16 protein-coding genes are annotated in these 17,583 nt (G+C 38.5%); 1 reads left to right on the top strand and 15 read right to left on the bottom strand.

Translation table 11 applies throughout. From position 1 onward, the window contains the following. Position 1: 1 nt before the first annotated feature. Positions 2 to 1,324, bottom strand: a complete 1,323-nt coding sequence (locus PAUR_RS05640; RefSeq protein ID WP_192506830.1) for an aminotransferase class III-fold pyridoxal phosphate-dependent enzyme — start codon at positions 1,322 to 1,324, stop codon at positions 2 to 4. A 172-nt stretch (positions 1,325 to 1,496) separates the two neighbouring features. Here PAUR_RS05640 and PAUR_RS05635 point away from each other — a divergent pair, with 172 nt between their 5' ends. Then, complete coding sequence (locus PAUR_RS05635; RefSeq protein ID WP_192506829.1) at positions 1,497 to 2,591, top strand: glycosyltransferase family protein; 1,095 nt, start codon at positions 1,497 to 1,499, stop codon at positions 2,589 to 2,591. Here PAUR_RS05635 and PAUR_RS05630 read toward each other — a convergent pair. The 14 genes from PAUR_RS05630 to flgL all read right to left on the bottom strand — a co-directional run bounded on the left by PAUR_RS05630 (position 2,560) and on the right by flgL (position 17,582). After that, the gene (locus tag PAUR_RS05630; RefSeq protein ID WP_192506828.1) at positions 2,560 to 3,552 is read right to left on the bottom strand and encodes a GNAT family N-acetyltransferase; all 993 of its coding nucleotides are present in this window, start codon (positions 3,550 to 3,552) and stop codon (positions 2,560 to 2,562) included. The two genes, PAUR_RS05635 and PAUR_RS05630, sit on opposite strands and share 32 nt — an antisense overlap. Then, positions 3,536 to 4,864: a DUF4910 domain-containing protein gene (locus PAUR_RS05625; protein WP_318782598.1), complete on the bottom strand. Its 1,329-nt coding sequence runs from the start codon at positions 4,862 to 4,864 to the stop codon at positions 3,536 to 3,538. The genes PAUR_RS05630 and PAUR_RS05625 overlap by 17 nt, the downstream gene beginning before the upstream one ends. Next, positions 4,857 to 5,360, bottom strand: coding sequence for a GNAT family N-acetyltransferase (locus PAUR_RS05620; RefSeq protein WP_192506827.1), 504 nt, complete (start codon positions 5,358 to 5,360; stop codon positions 4,857 to 4,859). Before PAUR_RS05620 ends, PAUR_RS05625 begins: the two co-directional genes overlap by 8 nt. A gap of 4 nt (positions 5,361 to 5,364) precedes the next feature. After that, a complete protein-coding gene (locus tag PAUR_RS05615) occupies positions 5,365 to 6,030 on the bottom strand; it encodes a class I SAM-dependent methyltransferase (RefSeq protein ID WP_192506826.1) in 666 nt (221 codons plus the stop codon). A 10-nt stretch (positions 6,031 to 6,040) separates the two neighbouring features. Next, the gene (locus PAUR_RS05610; RefSeq protein WP_192506825.1) at positions 6,041 to 7,408 is read right to left on the bottom strand and encodes an FAD-dependent oxidoreductase; all 1,368 of its coding nucleotides are present in this window, start codon (positions 7,406 to 7,408) and stop codon (positions 6,041 to 6,043) included. Positions 7,409 to 7,426: 18 nt separating this feature from the next. Then, on the bottom strand, positions 7,427 to 9,520 hold the full coding sequence (locus PAUR_RS05605; RefSeq protein WP_192506824.1) for a motility associated factor glycosyltransferase family protein: 2,094 nt from the start codon (positions 9,518 to 9,520) through the stop codon (positions 7,427 to 7,429). Positions 9,521 to 9,543: 23 nt separating this feature from the next. Next, entirely contained in the window at positions 9,544 to 9,834 is a 291-nt protein-coding gene (locus tag PAUR_RS05600; protein WP_192506823.1) for a hypothetical protein, read from the bottom strand. Next, the gene (fliS, locus tag PAUR_RS05595; protein WP_192506822.1) at positions 9,824 to 10,246 is read right to left on the bottom strand and encodes a flagellar export chaperone FliS; all 423 of its coding nucleotides are present in this window, start codon (positions 10,244 to 10,246) and stop codon (positions 9,824 to 9,826) included. The genes PAUR_RS05600 and fliS overlap by 11 nt, the downstream gene beginning before the upstream one ends. Before the next feature lie 12 nt (positions 10,247 to 10,258). Continuing rightward, entirely contained in the window at positions 10,259 to 11,683 is a 1,425-nt protein-coding gene (fliD, locus tag PAUR_RS05590; RefSeq protein WP_192506821.1) for a flagellar filament capping protein FliD, read from the bottom strand. A 26-nt stretch (positions 11,684 to 11,709) separates the two neighbouring features. After that, positions 11,710 to 12,108 carry a flagellar protein FlaG gene (locus PAUR_RS05585; RefSeq protein WP_192506820.1) on the bottom strand — a complete coding sequence of 133 codons (399 nt, stop codon included), beginning with the start codon at positions 12,106 to 12,108 and terminating at the stop codon, positions 11,710 to 11,712. Between the two features lie 84 nt (positions 12,109 to 12,192). Beyond that, positions 12,193 to 13,176, bottom strand: a complete 984-nt coding sequence (locus PAUR_RS05580) for a flagellin N-terminal helical domain-containing protein (protein WP_192506819.1) — start codon at positions 13,174 to 13,176, stop codon at positions 12,193 to 12,195. A gap of 148 nt (positions 13,177 to 13,324) precedes the next feature. Continuing rightward, complete coding sequence (locus PAUR_RS05575; RefSeq protein ID WP_192506818.1) at positions 13,325 to 14,299, bottom strand: flagellin N-terminal helical domain-containing protein; 975 nt, start codon at positions 14,297 to 14,299, stop codon at positions 13,325 to 13,327. A 768-nt stretch (positions 14,300 to 15,067) separates the two neighbouring features. Further along, the gene (locus PAUR_RS05570; protein WP_192506817.1) at positions 15,068 to 16,051 is read right to left on the bottom strand and encodes a flagellin N-terminal helical domain-containing protein; all 984 of its coding nucleotides are present in this window, start codon (positions 16,049 to 16,051) and stop codon (positions 15,068 to 15,070) included. A gap of 319 nt (positions 16,052 to 16,370) precedes the next feature. Beyond that, positions 16,371 to 17,582 carry a flagellar hook-associated protein FlgL gene (gene flgL, locus PAUR_RS05565; protein ID WP_192506816.1) on the bottom strand — a complete coding sequence of 404 codons (1,212 nt, stop codon included), beginning with the start codon at positions 17,580 to 17,582 and terminating at the stop codon, positions 16,371 to 16,373. Position 17,583 lies beyond the last annotated feature (1 nt).

Below are 17,583 nucleotides of genomic sequence, written 5' to 3'. Positions count from 1 at the left end.
CTTAGTTTAACCTTTGAAAACCGCTATGACATACAGGGCCGTCTAGCTGTTCTAGAATTGTCCTTTCTTCAAGAGCGCGCTTTAGCTGTTTAATTACATCCTCGAAGGCAGCTAAAAACACATTACAGTGCTCAGTAGTATGTGCTACCGAAACATAAATAACATTTGCTGCTAATATTCCCCTCTTTAGCATCTCTTGTGTATAAAGTGTTTTCAAAGCTAGCGCATCATCTGTAGGGAAAATAAGTATAGGAACACTATCAACACCGATAAATTTGATGTCAAACCCAACTTGCTCACAGATTTTTCTCATTTCATATTTCAGTTTCGAACCCGTTTTGTTTAACACCTTGCAGACGTCCGATTGCTGAAAAATTTGTATTGTTTTTAAAGCTGCAACAAAACCAACCCTTTCTGTCCAGTATGAACTACTTATAAAGGATTTTTGCGCGGCATCCATAATCCGCCTTTTACCTATAACAGCACCTATTGGGTGACCATTTCCGATCGCTTTCCCCAAAATACATATATCAGGCTCAATCCCAAATAATAAATGAGCTCCTCCAGCATTAAGCCTAAAGCCCGATGAAATTTCGTCGAAAATAAGTACAATATTGTGCTGTTTGCAAAGCTGACTCACCTGTTGAATAAAATTAATATCAGGCATTCCATGTCGAAAGACTTCCATCATTACAACCCCTAAATCGGCACCGTGTTTAGAGATGATATGCTTAAAGCCATCAATATCTCCTTCTCTAAAAGGAAGTGCGGTGTCATGTAATTGAGTAGGCACACCGCTTGGCGCTAAACCTGGTAAGAGCTGATCTTTCAGTTGATCCCCAGTAGCCAAATTTGTGGCCAAATACCAATCATGCCAACCATGATACCCACAAAATGCAACTTTATTTTTACTTGTAAATGATCTTGCAATTCGAATTGCAAGAGCGCATGACTCCCCCCCTGTCCTAGTAAATCGAACACAATCAGACCAAGGGTGTATCTCAGTGAGTTTTTCTGCTAACTCTACCTCTTCGTAACAATTCAAACTGCTCATCGATCCAGCTTGAATAGCTTCTACAACAGCTGTTGTAACTTCTGGATGCGCATACCCTAAAGAACAAGTTCCTATACCCATAATAGAAAAATCTAGATAATGGGTATTATCTAAATCCCAAACCTCACAGCCTTTTGCACGTTTGTAATAAGCCGGCCATTGTTCTGGTAAAAACATCTCAGCACGTTTCGAAAGTAATTGATTCCCTCCAGGTATAAGATCTTTTGCTTTTTCCCATAACTGAGCGCCTGAATTGTTTTTTGCTGACATACTTTCCCTCTGGGCAAAATTTAACGTCGTTAATAAATATATCGACACATAGATTAAAATATTGAGAAATAAGCAAGAAGAGTACCATAGGGCTTTATTTCTAAAAACTTATCGCTCACAATAAATTGATAAAAAACCACTTTATTAAACTATGAGTCATCAACATACTATTTTGCTTTTTGCTGTAGATCCAGGTGGTGCAAATTCCATTGGCATCTTGGCACACGAACTTTCTAAAACGGCCAACATTGTTTGCTTTGCAAAGGAAGCTGCGTGTTCTCATTTAAAACATAACTTCCCTCAAATCAATGTGACCTTGTTAACAAACAAGCACGACCAATACTCTAAAACAACCTATCTGCAATTGTTAGCGACAATTAAGCCCAATGTCGTGTTCACCGACACAACCGGTCGTGACTATTCAAACAGGAGCCTTTGGCGCGCATGTAAAGATTTTGGAATTCCCAGCATCGCTATTTTAGATCAGTGGATGAACTACGCATTAAGGTTTTTAAAGCAACACGAAACGTATCAAGGATGCATAGCTTACACTACTGACGACTTTATACTTCCTACAGCTATCGTTACCATGGATTGTTCTGCAAAATTACAAATGATAAAGGAGGGGCTACCAGAAAACATTATCCACCCATTAGGTTCACCATATTATGAAAGCTTTAAGAGCAAGCCGGTAAAAAACAAAACCCAAAAGAAAAAAGCAATAACAATATTATTTGCCTCAGAGCCGATTACAGCTGTATATGGCCATAAATTAGGTAAGAAAATCCATGGCTATACGGAACAAACAATTATTAAAACATTATGCCAATCAATTGCAAAGCAAGCAAAGCAGCAACACTTTTCAGTGATCATTCGACCACACCCTAGAGAATCGCAGCAAAGATATAATAGGCTCATTAAAAGCTATCATTTTGCTAGTTTGTGCTCAAAAAGATCTGTCCAAGAATCAATTCAAAGCGCAGATATAGTTCTCGGAATGTCGTCAACTATGTTACTGGAAGCAAGCCTTCAAAATAAGCCAATCCTCAGTATTCAAATTGGTAATCATAAAGAAAGCCCTTTTTACCTAGAACAAATAGGGTTGCTTAGGTCTGTTCGATATACTTTTCAATTGCACAACGTAATCAACAACTTAGAAGCAATGCGATTTAATCGGTACAGAGTAAAAATGATGACACAAAATAATTCCGTTGAATCCATTCATAAGCTGATGATTAGTCTTTGTCAGCTCGGTAAGTCAGACTAATGTATGGCTGAATTGTTGCGCCAAAACTCATTTTAAACCATCCTCTGTCAGGGCTATTAACACCTTCTAAGTCTAAGCTTACTATGCCTTTTTTTGCAAGAAAAGGAAAGGCTTGCCACAATACCGCAGTCCCTGTATGCGCATTTCTAAGCGCATAGTCATTTGCTCCAAACAAATAGTACGCTTTATCAGCCATCATCAAAAACACTGCCATACTACCCACTTCATCATTCGTTGTAGAAGCGGATATCATAAGTATACGATTATCATTATACAAACTGACCAATAGCTTTGACATTTGTATCAACAAATCATTTTCCAATTCAATATTTTGCCGTTCAAATGTATTTTTATATAACAAAATAAATCTTTCAAAATCATTACTATCAAATACTTTCACCCCTTTGCGGTAGCCATATCTTATTTCCTGACGCCTCGAAACTGACGCGTCCTGATATAACGTAAAGTCCTCTAACGGCTTTTTGTCTAAAAACTCTCTAATATCCACAAAACTAGTATATCGAATGGATTCCTGATACATAGGCTGATTATCATGATAATGCACCCATTGAAAAGCCCTTACATCCGTCAGCATTGGTGCAAGGGTAAGATCTATGTGACTATATTCTTCAGCGAGAAATTCAGCGATACATTGTAGCGCCTTAAACTGCTCGGAATTTTTTTGGGCTCGATTTAGTTTCTCAAATTCCCGAAAAAATATCCCATCATGTACAACTAGGTCATGCCCTACCACATTGTGTTCAGTATCATCTAATACAATCAAACAACCAGCAACAATCTCATCACCTTTCTTACATAAGAACGCTCTAAAGTTTCCATGTAATGCATTAACAAAGCTTGATAAAGCAAATGGAGTAGCGCTACTTGAGGACTCTACCAATATATCCCAATCCCCATCAATTTGTGTAGCTACTACTTTGTAATTATTCAATTTCGACATTATTTTCTTCTACTTTCACCAATAGCCCTTCCTTCAACAGTCGATTTAGGGTTGGTAATAACTCTAGGGCATTCACCTTAATTTTTTCAGCAATAGCAATTAGATCATGTTTGCCATCACAGTAAGTAATAAAGTTCGTTAATGTTCTAACATCGGTATAATCCAGCGACATACTGCTCAACGTGGGGTACAATCCCCTTTTACCCAACTGAGGTTCACATAAAACAGTTACACTATAATATGCATTTGCTTCAATAAGTTGAATTGCCTTATATACTGACTCTAACCCACCGCTTAAACCACTCGCCGTAACAAGATTTAAATCATCTAAAGAGGTATGGTATTCTGGATAGTCGCCATAACGAGTTCGCATGATAGAACCAATTGGTAAGTCTACCCCAGGGGCGCAATACTGCCTCTCGTCACTCCCTCGAGATAAATAATCATACAAACAGTAATTAGGAGCGAAATAATCAAACATATGCATTGCGGCCCTGTCGGAAAGGGTGTTTTCCATCCGCGATTGTAAATATGAGTGATTCCGTTCATCACCGATACAGGTCAGCACATACCCCGCAATAATTCTACGTTTAATTTCTTTCAAACGCTGTGATAAAAATGCAATTGCGCCAATTGTTTCCGGTACAAAAACAAATCTATAGCTATACTTTCTGCCTTTCCACTGCTGCAACTGTTGAATTAATGCCATAGTAACAACTGGCCCTGAAAGTTCATTATTAGCCATCGATGGATGACAAATATAAGTCGAGATAAGTACCTCTTCGTCACTTTCACCAGGGAGATAATATTCGCCATAGTTTAATTCACCATCAAAGTGTTCCGAATCTATCACTACTTTATAATTGCCTGATTTTAAACTATCACGTTGCTTTTGCGTTAAACAAAACCCCCAACGTGGCGCATAGTAAGAAGTAACATAAGGAATTGCATCTGGCTGTTCTGGTAAAGAATAAAGGTGCTGTTGTAACTCTTTAAGAGGCATTATCTCATTAACTGCAGTTGAATAATTTAACACATGTAAATTATGATCTTTGTAATCAATAATTTTGCTACCGTCAGGTGCTAAAATATAGGCTTCGCTAATCTTCCACTCTTGTGGAACCTGCCAGTCAAACACCATAGAACCCGATGGTACTGAATGGACTTCTAACTCAGGAACAAACTTCTGAATGTAAGATAATGTTTCTCTTACTCCATCACCCGTCAAACTTCGGCAAATCGGAAAGAGTTCTTTTGCCCATTGGTGCATTTCCAATCCCAATGCAGTAAAAGGTACTGTTTTTTTATTCACTTATCATACTCCAAGACATGAGTATTCCATCTTTACTATTGATACTCGATAATGGTCGGCTTTCAGGTTTAAATCCTAGCTTTTTATAAGCAGAAATTGCATTCTTGTTATGTTTACTGACCCCTAGGACCATTAAATTAGTGCCGTATTTTCTTATCGTATACTCTGAAAATGCTTTGATAACTTCACCTGCGACGCCAACACCATGAAATGCTGGCTCGCCAATCAAAATTCCCATTTCAACTATTTTTCTATCATGATCTAAAAACTCAAACTTTATATTTCCAATATGTAAATTCGACTTTTTAACAAAAATCCCTAACAGTAGCGTATTAGTATCTGAGAGCGATTTATGAATATACTCTTCTAGACTAGTTAAATCAGTCTGAATATTGGTTAAGTAATGACTGGCATCACCTCTTAGCCATGACAAATACTGCGGTGTAGCATGTTGTTTCTGTAACTCTTTCAGGAAAAAGCGTGGTGTATCTATCATCAACTTACTTTTGAAGAACTAAGCTCCAAGCTGCTCCTTGTTGCTCAATACCATCTACGTGAGTGATCGAGTGTTCTAAATGAACAAGACCGAACTTCTGAGTCAACTTTACAATAAGTTCTCTATCAAAAAAGTGAACATTGCCGACCCCCGAAAATGGGCCTGAATCATAACCTGAGCGCGTATAGCTATCTTTCTCTTGCGGTATACCCAATTCAAAATAACCATGCTCAGTGCTAAACCAATCGGTGATAATTAAGTGACCGCCTTCTTCTAATTGTTTATATGCCAAATCTAAATACGCTTCTATAGAAGCTGTATCATTATGTACAGATGCACCTCTATCAACAATTAAGTTAAATTTACTCTCAAATGGCAATAGTTTTGTGAAATCAGCTACTTTAATATTATCAGCAAACTCAGAAAACCTATTTTTCAAAAGTGAAACAATATGTTCACTACCATCTAAAGCTGAAACTTTATCAGTATAAGTTTGAAAGAAAGGAAGATTTGCACCCGCCCCACACCCTACTTCTAATACTCTGAACTCTCTATCACACGAAGCCAATGGGGTGTGCCGCAAACATAAACTAACAAGCTGACTCCACGGCCAAATCGACATATGACGATTGTTTCTGTATAGCTCATCCCACTCTTTTGAAAAACCCATAACCACTCCGTTAAAAAAATATTTCTTCAATTTGTTTGTCTATCGACTTAATCACATCAGTTTGTAACCACGCAGTTGAACTATGCCGACCAGCAAAAATAACATTTTTGAGAGACAGCCTTAACAACTCACCCACCTCTTTAACTGTATTATCTAACTGCTTAGTTGGAACCGGGAAAGTATTAGGAATTGTCTGTCTTGCTTGATCGATGACAATATGGCTATTGTCTATTAACCCTAACTCTTTTAACTCCTCGAGCGCACGCTCATAACACAATAATTCACTTTGTTCCTCATTGGATAATATTTCAAGAGTTAACCGGCTGCCTTTCTCAGCCCTACCAGCAATATTGTCATACAATGTAATTCTGAATGATTTGAACGACTCATCCCAATTCCACACATAGTGATTTTGAGAATTTAAAATAGGTCGGTTAAACGAAAAATGGAAAAGATTGGCGGTTCTAAGTACAGGCCGATACGTTGACGTAAACGCTATATTTGCAAGCCTTAAAGCCAAAAATGGTGGCGCAGTCCAAATAACATATTCGCAATCGAGGCTTTCCCCGCCTTTTAACTCCACTTTCGTCACATTAGCTTGCTGAACATTTAAATGAGTTATTTGGGAGGACGTCTTAACCTTAACTCCTTTATTGACGGCGCTATTAAGTAGACTATCAGTCCAAAACTGTATTCCTAATTCACTTTTTGGATATAAATATGACTCTGTGATATTCATTTTTTCAGCAAAGTATTTACTAGACGAGAATGCCAACTTTTCATCATATTTAGGAATGCTTTTTAATACTTCAGATGTTTCATCATCAAACGCAACGACACGGTTTAAACCAAAATAACCCACTTTTGGTTTCAAATGAGTAAAGTCAACCTCATCACCATATAACTTTTTGACAGATGGAGTAAACAGTTTGTCAGACAAGTAACTCCCAACATGAGAGCGAATAAATGTACGATAATCTTCTGTTGTCATATCACTGACTGACGTTAACAGCTCACCAACACATTTCTGATAACACTCCGTAGGTAGTGATCTAATATCAACAACTTGTGTCTTTAAATTCCATTGCCCGGAAAAGTAGTTTCCTGAATTTAGATATGAAAATTCATGCCAGTGCTTAGCTAGTTTACCCTCGCCGAAAAGAATCTTATCAATATGTGCGATCCCTGTTTTTGAAGCTAAATGCGTACCTTGATCATACAGCACTCCCTGTTCCGAACGGTAAGCATTTAGCAGGCCTCCACACCGGTCACTTGACTCAATCAATGTAATGTCAAACTGGTCATATGCAGCCAATTTATTAGCTGCAAACAAACCTGAAATCCCTCCCCCAACAATCACTACTTTCTGTTTATGCATGACACATATTCCTATGAATTAAACTTCAAATACATGATCGCTGGCTTTATTCCAATTCTTCCTATACAAACTTGGCGCGTCCTCTAAAAAGTCACACCACACACCTTTCAATTCTTGGTAAAAAGGCATAATCGATTCATCATCTCCATAGTTAAATAACATATTGATTATTATTGAGTTTAAATATAAAGCTTCACCTTCTAGTACCATAAAATGATGGCTAAATTGAGTTTCCTTAAGTGACATTAATAATCGAATTTGTTTCATTACTTGCTCGAAAGCTTCACTTCTGACCGATACCGGCTCAGATAAGATCTCGATCATTGTTGAGCATAACTTTTCAAAGCCTTCAAAATCTAAATACTCTTCTAAATCAAAGTCCTTGTCTGGTGTGTAAAATAACTCTGATTTGATATAATCAATTACATTTTCTCTTCGTCGGGTGTTGCTGGACAGTATAATATCATCAGAGCGCAAAGGCGTTGTACCCTCTACAAATGAACCGTCGCTACAATTAAAGCAACTTACGCCCTGCGCACGCGCGGTTCGCAGTACCCGCTCCATTTGAACTTTTCCTGAGTAAAGAAAATGATCAGCAATAACTTCTTTACCAAAGTTGCCTGGAACCCTCAATTGTGAGCCTATTTGCAATGGCTGATATACAGTGTCACCTTCAGAGTTATAATACATACTTGATTTAGAGTGATGATGCGCTGGATCAACATAGCCATTGTCTACACCGAACATATAAATATTCTTAAAACCTAAAGAAACGACATAACTCAACGCCATATTGCCGACTAAAGGGTTACAAAATGGAATTGTCGCGCTAGGCTCTCTTTGACTAAATATTTCAGCTACTTGATGTAAACTGGTACCCGCTTCTCGACCTTTTAGTGCCGCGCCAGCCCACGAAAATAAACTTGCAACATCTTGATGCATCACATTTACTGTCAATAGAGACATTTGTTTTCTGGCATCTTCTGGCAGAAATGCCTTTAAGAAATCGTAGGTTGCTCTAGATCGTTCTAATGCAGCATGAAAATCAGGAACAATCCCATTTTTTATTAAAGCCGTACTCGCTGAGTTACATGATACAACGATGACGTCGTCTCTAAACTTTTTAATAAATTCAATATCATTATCAAGAGATGGTCCATTAGCGACAATAAAAACAGGAAAGTCTTTAAATTGATTCTCTACATCGTAACGAGCACGAAACATGGGTAGTTGACGTTTTACATTTTCACAACTATGCGCCAAACTCATAAATGCATCGTCAATAAACCCCCACCCCATAAAGAATTCATGGAAATTGTCTTTTAGCTTCAATATTAAGTTATTAATTGAAAGTGATGGATAATGCTGAAAGAACCATGAATTTGAAATGGTAAATGGGCCTTGCTCTTGTGCTCTACTGTATAATTCTTTATAAACGCCTTCCTCGTCTACACCTACGCTGAGATATAATGAGAGGCCTTTATCATCAATTTTTTTTAAATAACTAGCCCAATCAAAAGTAAACAAACTCGCAAAAAAGTAATCCTCTTCAGGTTCAAATAGATTTATATATTCACTCGGCACAGCATCTAAAACAGCATTTAAATGATACCCTAAACCAACACCAAAAATCACGGAGCTCGGCACTTTACCCCTTAACTCTGTATTCACTTCAAGACTGTTGCGCGCTTTATTGTATACCTTTCCTGCTGACTTAATTAAATCCACGTGAATGAAGTCGTATTGGTTATCTAGCTTTTCCAGGTAGTGATAACTTATTTTTGAAAATACAGGACTTTTTATCGCGTTTTCTACCTGATCTTTTACCTGAGATATGGGATCTGCAGAATAAATGGGGCAGTTTGTACCATAATCGACTAAGTTAGGGGTGCCGTTATCATTCAGAAAAAGGTTAAAACTTTCTTTCGGCGAAAAATTAATATATTTATCATAAATTTCGGGGAGGTATTTTTTAAACGCAACCAAATTTATTTCATATTGATTATTTGCTTCTTCAATAAACTTCTCTTCTAAAACATTCTTTTCAACTGAAGCTTGCAAAGTTTTTTCTATTTGTTGTAGTTGACTTTCTGCGTCTTTAAACTCGACCATATCCTACTCATATCACTGATTAATTAGATTGACTTATAAAATTTAATGGCCTTTTGACTCGCACTCGTATTTCGAAGAGACTCACTAATTTTTCGCTTTTTCAACTCAATTTGGCCTACTGTTGCTTCTAATAAGTCATAAAACTCAACAAGGTCACCGGTCTCTTCTTCAGTTAAGTCTGAAACGCCTTTGATAGTACGTACTTCATCAAAAAGTTCATCGGCCTTTTTAATTGCACTATCAATTTCGTCTGATTCTAAAAGTTCATTTATACTCTTTACTTTCAACAAAAAGCACTGGTAATTATCCGGCATGAGTATCGCTGGCGTTTAGCGTAGCTTGCCTAACATCAAATGGGATCGCGTCCCAAGCTGATTTAATTTCTTTTAGTAACCCTGAGACTTCATCTACAATTTCTACATCATTTTTGATACTGGCATCTAAAAGTCGTTCGATCATATAGGAGTATAATGCGTAGAGATTTTCTGTTACTTCTCCACCCGCATCAAAGTCTAAACAGCCTCTTAAGCCATCAATGATCGCCGATGCCTTGGACAAATGTTCAGACTTTGCCTCTAAATTCTTTTTTTCAATGGCAACCTTGGCAAATACCATCTTTTCAATTGCGCCAGACATCAACATTTGAATAATCTCAAATCTATCAGCACCTGCAACCCTAGTTTTCAAGGCTTCTTTTTGATAATTCTTTACTTTTGCGTTGTACATAACCGCCTCTATCTATTTAGTCTTAGTAAAACCAGGTAAATTTGCAAGCTGAGCACCCAAATATTGCTGAGTCTGTTTCATATTAGCCAATAAAACATCTAGTCCAGCGTACTGCTTTCTTAACCCGGCCTCAAATGACTCCATCCTATACTGGTGATTTGCAACATCATCTTTTAAGTCATCAAGTTGCCCATTTAATGATGTTTCACGTTGCTTTATTAAACCACTAGAATCAATATAGTTGCCAAGTAACTTTTCCAAATCTTTGGCAACGCCATTATCCCCTGCAAAAGCCTTGCCAATATCATCAAAATTTTGGTCCATTGCGTCATTGATACTACGAACTAAAGAAGATTTCTCTAAATACCCTTCTTTATTTACAGTCAAACCAATGTCAAAAATTGATCCAAATGGCCCCGCATCGGTCAAAGGTTTTCCAATCGTGTTTACGAGTTGATCTTTTAGCCCCCTCATTGAGGAGTCACCATTTAATGGTTTACCAATACGAGTTTGAAACCCTATGTTACCAATCAAATTATTGTAGTTTGCTATAAATTCATCTACCAGTGTAGACACTGACTCTTTATCATAATCGATATTAAGTTGTGCAGTGTCAGCCGTTCCTGTTCCATCAACATCACTAGCTTTCAACACGTTAATAGTCATATCTTGTACAGCATCTTTAAAGGTGTTGCTTGTACTCTTAACCGCTAATCCATCAACTGTTATAATGGCGTCTTTGGCTTTATCGTCACTGCCAATAACCATTCCACCTGTGGGGTTACTGGCCGCATCATGTGTTTCTACGGCGTCAAGTTCTGCCGTATCACTAGTTATAACTAAGTCATTTCCGTCACCAGAAACGCTTGAAGTCAGAACCAACTTAGAGCCTACTAATGGATCACCCGTGTTAACAATGTTTGCCGTTACACCAAAGTTATCTGTCGCTGCATTAATAGAATCTCTTAATTGAGCAAGCGTAGCTCCAGCACTTAACGTTAAATCGAAGGTTTTATCTGCACCGGCTTTAAAGGTTAGTGTACCGCCAGAAGCTGTTACGACATCATCAACGGATGAAAAGGCATTATCTGCACTAACGGCCCTACTCCCTTGCGCCAGTTGATTAACCGCAATATCAAACTTCCCAACAGATATATCCTTGGTAGGAGTTACGCTGAATAAATCACCCGAAGTTGGCTGCTTAATAGTCGCTGTGCGCTTCCCAAAATTCTCAGGATCAGCAAGCTTTTCGATGGTGTCATTTAATTTGGAGATTGCAGCTTTCACCTCACCGATCGCAGATAGCTCCACTTTGAGTGACTCTTGCTTTCGCGTAAAAGCATCTATTTTTGGCGTGCTTTCGGCTTGCACAGAAGCTCGTATTATACTCTCTAAATCTAAACCTGAGCCAATACCTGCTGACGTAATAAGCGGCATGTGCCACCTCCAAATTTACTGCTAAATTAAACTGTTTTATTGAACAACAACCCTTTACTTGCTAACTTATCGGCAAATTCATCCAATGCCTTAGCTACTTCTCTAAAGTTTTCAGAGGGAATTTCTCTAATAACTTCGTCGTTGTCTTTATCAATAACTCTAATAAACGGGGGCTCTCCCCCCTCATCGAACTCAAACGAAAGATTAGTAGAGCTAACAGGGATAATCTCATTTATTTTATCTAGATTATCCTTCAATTGCGTACTAGAGGTGTCGTCAAGTTTTTCACTTTGCAATTTTTTGCTATCATCTACTTCTGATGACTCTTCTTTTTTCGCATTATCTACTGCTACCTTACTTACTAAAACAGTTGTATCATAAGTCAAATTATTGACAGGTATATTTGAAGTATCAATATCTTTCATAATGAACCTCCTGAGTACTTCCTATAACTATAGCATACGCCAAATCCGGACTTTGCGCATCCGGATTGGGCGTATAAATCGGCCTTAACCCAGTAATGACAATGCGATTTGAGGACGTTGGTTCGCTTGGCTAAGTATAGAACTACTCGCCTGTTGCAATATTTGTTTTTTAGTCAAATTTGCTGTTTCAGCGGCAAAGTCGGTATCTCGAATACGAGATTGTGCCGCTGATAAGTTCTCAGATACATTTGATTGATTTCGAATTGTTGACTGGAATCGGTTTTGAACCGCACCTAACTCTGCTCTTTTCTTATCAACTACTGCGATTAGTGCATCCATTCCTGCCATTACACGTTGTGCATTCGATTGACTTGATACGCTAATGCCATTTTCTTGGAACACGCCGGTGTAAGTAAATGAACTACCTACAACCGCACTACTACCAACTGAACTTAAATCGCTCAACGAAGCCAACGCTGTACCTGCCGTACCTGTGACAGAGCTAGCTACACTCGCTATTCCTGACAGTGTAAAACCACCACTTGCACTTAAAGAGTTTGCACCATTTGCTGTCGAACCTACCGTTTGCATACTAAACCCAATGGTTTGAACTGCATCAGCACCTACTTGGAAACTTGCTTCATACGTACCATCAAGTAAGTTTTGACCACCAAAAGTTGTATCTTCTGCTACTCGATTCACTTCAGATGAAAGTGAACGAATTTCTTCTTGTACCGCTAAACGGTCTTCATCTGTATTTGAACCATTAGATGCTTGCTGAGCAAGTGTACGAATACGCTGAAACATCGACGTTACTTCGTCCATTGCACCCTCTGCAGTTTGAGCAAGTGATATCCCATCATTCGCATTTCGTACCCCTTGCTGCAAGCCATTAATTTGACTTGTTAGCCTGTTCGAAATTTGCAAACCTGCAGCATCATCTTTCGAACTATTGATACGAAAACCTGACGATAATCTTTGAAAAGAACTATCCAAAGAACTCGCCGAATTACTCAACTGTCTCTGTGCGTTCAATGAACTCACATTAGTATTTACATAAATAGCCATATTAGCCTCCGCTTTATCGTTTTTCCAAGGATACGGGATACCCCTACCCTGTAACCTTGGCGCTTAGAGTCCTAGATTTATAGTTCTCTAAGTTCGTATCGACATCTGTAGCGAAAGCTTTAACTTTTATTTGTAATTATTTTCCTGGTTACCCTTGTAGCAGGCTCAATGCAGCTTGAGGCCTTTGATTTGCTTGACCTAAAATTGTTTGACTGGCTTGCTGTAAAATCTGATTCTTTGTCAATTTAGCCGTTTCAAGAGCAAAATCTGCATCTTTTATTCTTGATTTTGCAGATGATAAGTTTTCCGATATATTCGCTTGATTTCGTATTGTTGATTGGAATCTATTTTGAACTGCACCCAGCTCAGCACGTTTTTTATCAACAACGGCTATCAATGCATCCATACCCGCAAATACACGTTGCGCGTTTGATTGCGTTGATACGCTAATTGAACCCGCTTGAAATACCCCTGCGTAAGTAAACGAGCTACCCACGATTGTACTACTGCCGATAGAGCTTAGAGTTGCAAGAGAAGCGATAGAAGTACCAGCAGTTCCTGAAACAGAACTTGCGACACTTGCAATACCAGATAATGTAAAACCACCATTATCAGCTAATGCAGTATCTCCTCCAACTTGCTGCATACTAAAACCAATGGTCTGTACTGCATCGGCACCCACCTGAAAACTTGCTGCATATGAACCATCTAGAAGATTTTGTCCACCAAAAGTCGTATCACTTGCGACTCGGTTTGCTTCGGAAGCGAGCTGACGGATTTCTTCTTGAATTGCCAATCTATCTTCATCCGTGTTTGAACCGTTTGCTGCTTGCTGAGACAATGTTCTGATACGTTGAAACATCTGTGTTGTTTCTTCCATCGCACCTTCAGCAGTCTGTGCCAATGAGATACCGTCATTTGCATTTCGGTTACCTTGCCCTAACCCCAAAATCTGAGATTGTAGACGGTCCGAAATTTGGAGGCCGGCAGCATCATCCGCCGCACTATTGATTCTTAAGCCAGACGATAGACGTTTAAAAGACGTATCTAACTCATTACCTGAGTTTGTTAATTGACGCTGCGCGTTCAAAGCACTTACGTTAGTATTTACAAATAAAGCCATAACTCATTCTCTCTATTTCTAGTCAAGACCCATTTGAATGGGTCTAAAATCTATCAATACAAAAGTGGCAATTTTTATCGTCAAAGCTATTTGCCGAAGGGGCAAAAAACTGCCATTTGCATTACTTTTTCACTCTCTGTGATAGATAAAGCAAATACTAGGCCAATAGTTGAATATAAGAACATTCAATGTTCATGCGCTTTATTAATAAAGGCCGATCATCAGGAATTTATTCTGAAGAGCAAAAAGGATATGGAAGTAGAGCTATATAGAATATGCTCAGCGTCAATATCGAGCATAAAACTGCGTAGTGTATGTCAAAAGCCAGAGTTGATTCGGATTTAAGCAATAGAATAGCGCTAAAACTGAACAAAAGGCACTAAATAGATAGGTGAGTCATTGAAATACCGTCACTGTCGATTTCTTGCCGTTATGAGTTATTCAAAGCGCAGATCAAAACATTAGATTATTCTCCACACTTTAAATTCAGCTTGAACATCTAGCCTAAAGCAGAAAAACGTTAATATGCACCGAGTGTTAAGACTTTTTTAAATAAAAAAAGGGCCATTAGGCCCTTTTTTAGATTTGTTTGAGAGTGTATGTCAATAAATTAGCATAAACATTGGCATAGCTTATGCTTATAAATACTTGTTCATTGAAAATGATGAACGCTATTGGATTTGAAGCTCCTCCGCTTTGTTATCCAGTTCGGTGTCCGTACTAATACCCCATCAGGTACGGACACCTACCCTTTATACTTCCCAATTATTATCCTAATAAGCTCAGCGCTGCTTGAGGACGTTGATTCGCTTGACTCAAAATGGTCTGGCTCGCCTGTTGTAAAATCTGCATTTTAGTTAAGCTAGCTGTTTCTTGAGCAAAGTCAGTATCTTTAATTCGTGATTTCGCTGCTGATAAATTCTCAGATACATTTGATTGATTTCGAATTGTTGACTGGAATCGGTTTTGAACCGCACCTAACTCTGCTCTTTTCTTATCAACTACTGCGATTAGTGCATCCATTCCTGCCATTACACGTTGTGCATTCGATTGACTTGATACGCTAATGCCATTTTCTTGGAACACGCCGGTGTAAGTAAATGAACTACCTACAACCGCACTACTACCAACTGAACTTAAATCGCTCAACGAAGCCAACGATGTACCTGCCGTACCTGTAACCGAGCTAGCTACACTCGCTATTCCTGACAGTGTAAAACCACCACTTGCACTTAAAGAGTTTGCACCATTTGCTGTCGAACCTACCGTTTGCATACTAAACCCAATGGTTTGAACTGCATCAGCACCTACTTGGAAACTTGCTTCATACGTACCATCTAATAAGTTTTGACCACCAAACGTAGTATCTTGAGCGACTCGATTCACCTCTGCTGAAAGAGAACGAATCTCTTCTTGAATCGCCAATCTATCTTCGTCTGTATTTGACCCATTCGCTGCTTGTTGCGCTAGAGTACGAACTCGTTGGAACATCGATGTTACTTCGTCCATCGCACCTTCAGCTGTTTGAGCTAATGAGATACCGTCATTTGCGTTTCGGTTACCCTGATTTAAGCCGTTAATTTGTGATGTTAAACGGTCTGAAATTTGTAGACCTGCTGCATCATCAGCTGCACTGTTGATACGAAAGCCTGATGATAAACGCTTAAATGATACGTCAAGCGCGTTACCTGAGTTATTTAACTGTCTTTGTGCGTTCAATGAACTTACGTTAGTATTTACATAAAGTGCCATGATATTTCTCCCAATGTAAACTTTGTGTTTACTCTCAAACTTATAACTTTAAGCCTTTGATGTTTTTTATCTCTCCAGCTTGGTTACTTAAGTTATCGGATGGGTCTCAAAATCCTTTAGTCTTTTTTTAAATAAAAATGTAAGCCAATAATTTATATAAATAAAAACAAATGTGGCTTAAGGTTCCAAAAATAGACTCCGATGTGAATTAAATTACACCTTACATATTTAACTTCATATTAATCAGTGGGTTATAATTACAATTATAAAAAGGGGTAGCTTAAGCTAGAAAATTTCCCAGCCTAAGCGTGAAGAGGTGTTATCGAATATATTCTAGTAACGATAGATTAGTTAAACGGCCAAATGTTGCCTGTGATGCTTGTAGTGCAGTTTCATGTTTCGTTAACTCAGTGATTGCCTCTGCCATATCAAGTTCTACAAGCGTTGCTTTTGCTGCTTTGTTATTTATATCAAGGTCAGCGTTGGCATCGACAATCCTCTGCGCAGTGTTCAATCGTCCACCTAAGCCGGACTGAGTTTGAGATACTAGATTTTTAGCATTAGTTAAACCTACGAGCGAATCTGCTAATACTTGCTCATAATCATTTTGGCTAAGCGAGGAATCGTTAAGTGCTGCCTCTAACTTATTTAACGTGTTAAGTACATTTTCCTTTTTTGGTTGCTCTAAGTTAAATGTGATACTTGCTGCACCATTAGGTTTAACTTCCATGCCATCAATATTGGCAGTTCCATCAGCATACGTACCCGACTTAAGTGCAACCCCACCCTGCAATACATCATAGGTTGTTGGTGATGTAAAATTAACCGTAATGGTATTCGCATTCGCTGGTGCAGTAGGGCTGGCGTTATATTGTGCTTTATGGAAAGAATCAAATTGCCCCTGCTCTTTCACATATACACTCGCCGTACCCGGTGCAATGGTAGTCCGATCAATATCTAAACGTTTAGGTACATTTTCAAATGTATCAAAACCATTGTCACTTGATTTAATCTCTACACCTTCAGCAACCTTTATTTTATGCTGCCCTTGGTCACCGTTGTACTCATATTGACTCGTTGTGCTATTAAAGGAGTAGGTTTGAGTATTATCTTGATACCCAGAAAATATATATCGTCCATCTTCCGTTTTCGCGTTCATCAAATCGAGGACAGTTTCCTTAATTGAAGAGATCTCTTCAGATATCCCAGCTCGGTCTTCACTAGATAAGGCGCCACTGCCCGCTTGTATAGTGAGTACATGTGCTCGGGTTACCGACTCTTTAATATTATCTAAAACACTTTCCTGCGTTTTAAGTCGGCTATTCAACATCGTTAAGCTTTTGGTATATTGCTCATTGGTTTGAATTCTGTCTGTGTAAAGTAACGCACGAGCTGTTGCAGATGGATCATCCGAGGCTGTTAAAACCCTCTTCTGTGTATTAACCTGTTGCTGCGCTTTATTTACCTCTTGTTGGTTGTTCAAGATAGAGTTTAAATTTGTTTTGTGCATTAAGTTATTTGATAAACGCATA

The sequence above is a fragment of the Pseudoalteromonas aurantia 208 genome (assembly GCF_014858725.1).
Classification (GTDB): domain Bacteria; phylum Pseudomonadota; class Gammaproteobacteria; order Enterobacterales; family Alteromonadaceae; genus Pseudoalteromonas; species Pseudoalteromonas aurantia.
This window is presented reverse-complemented; position numbering and strand designations above follow the sequence as displayed.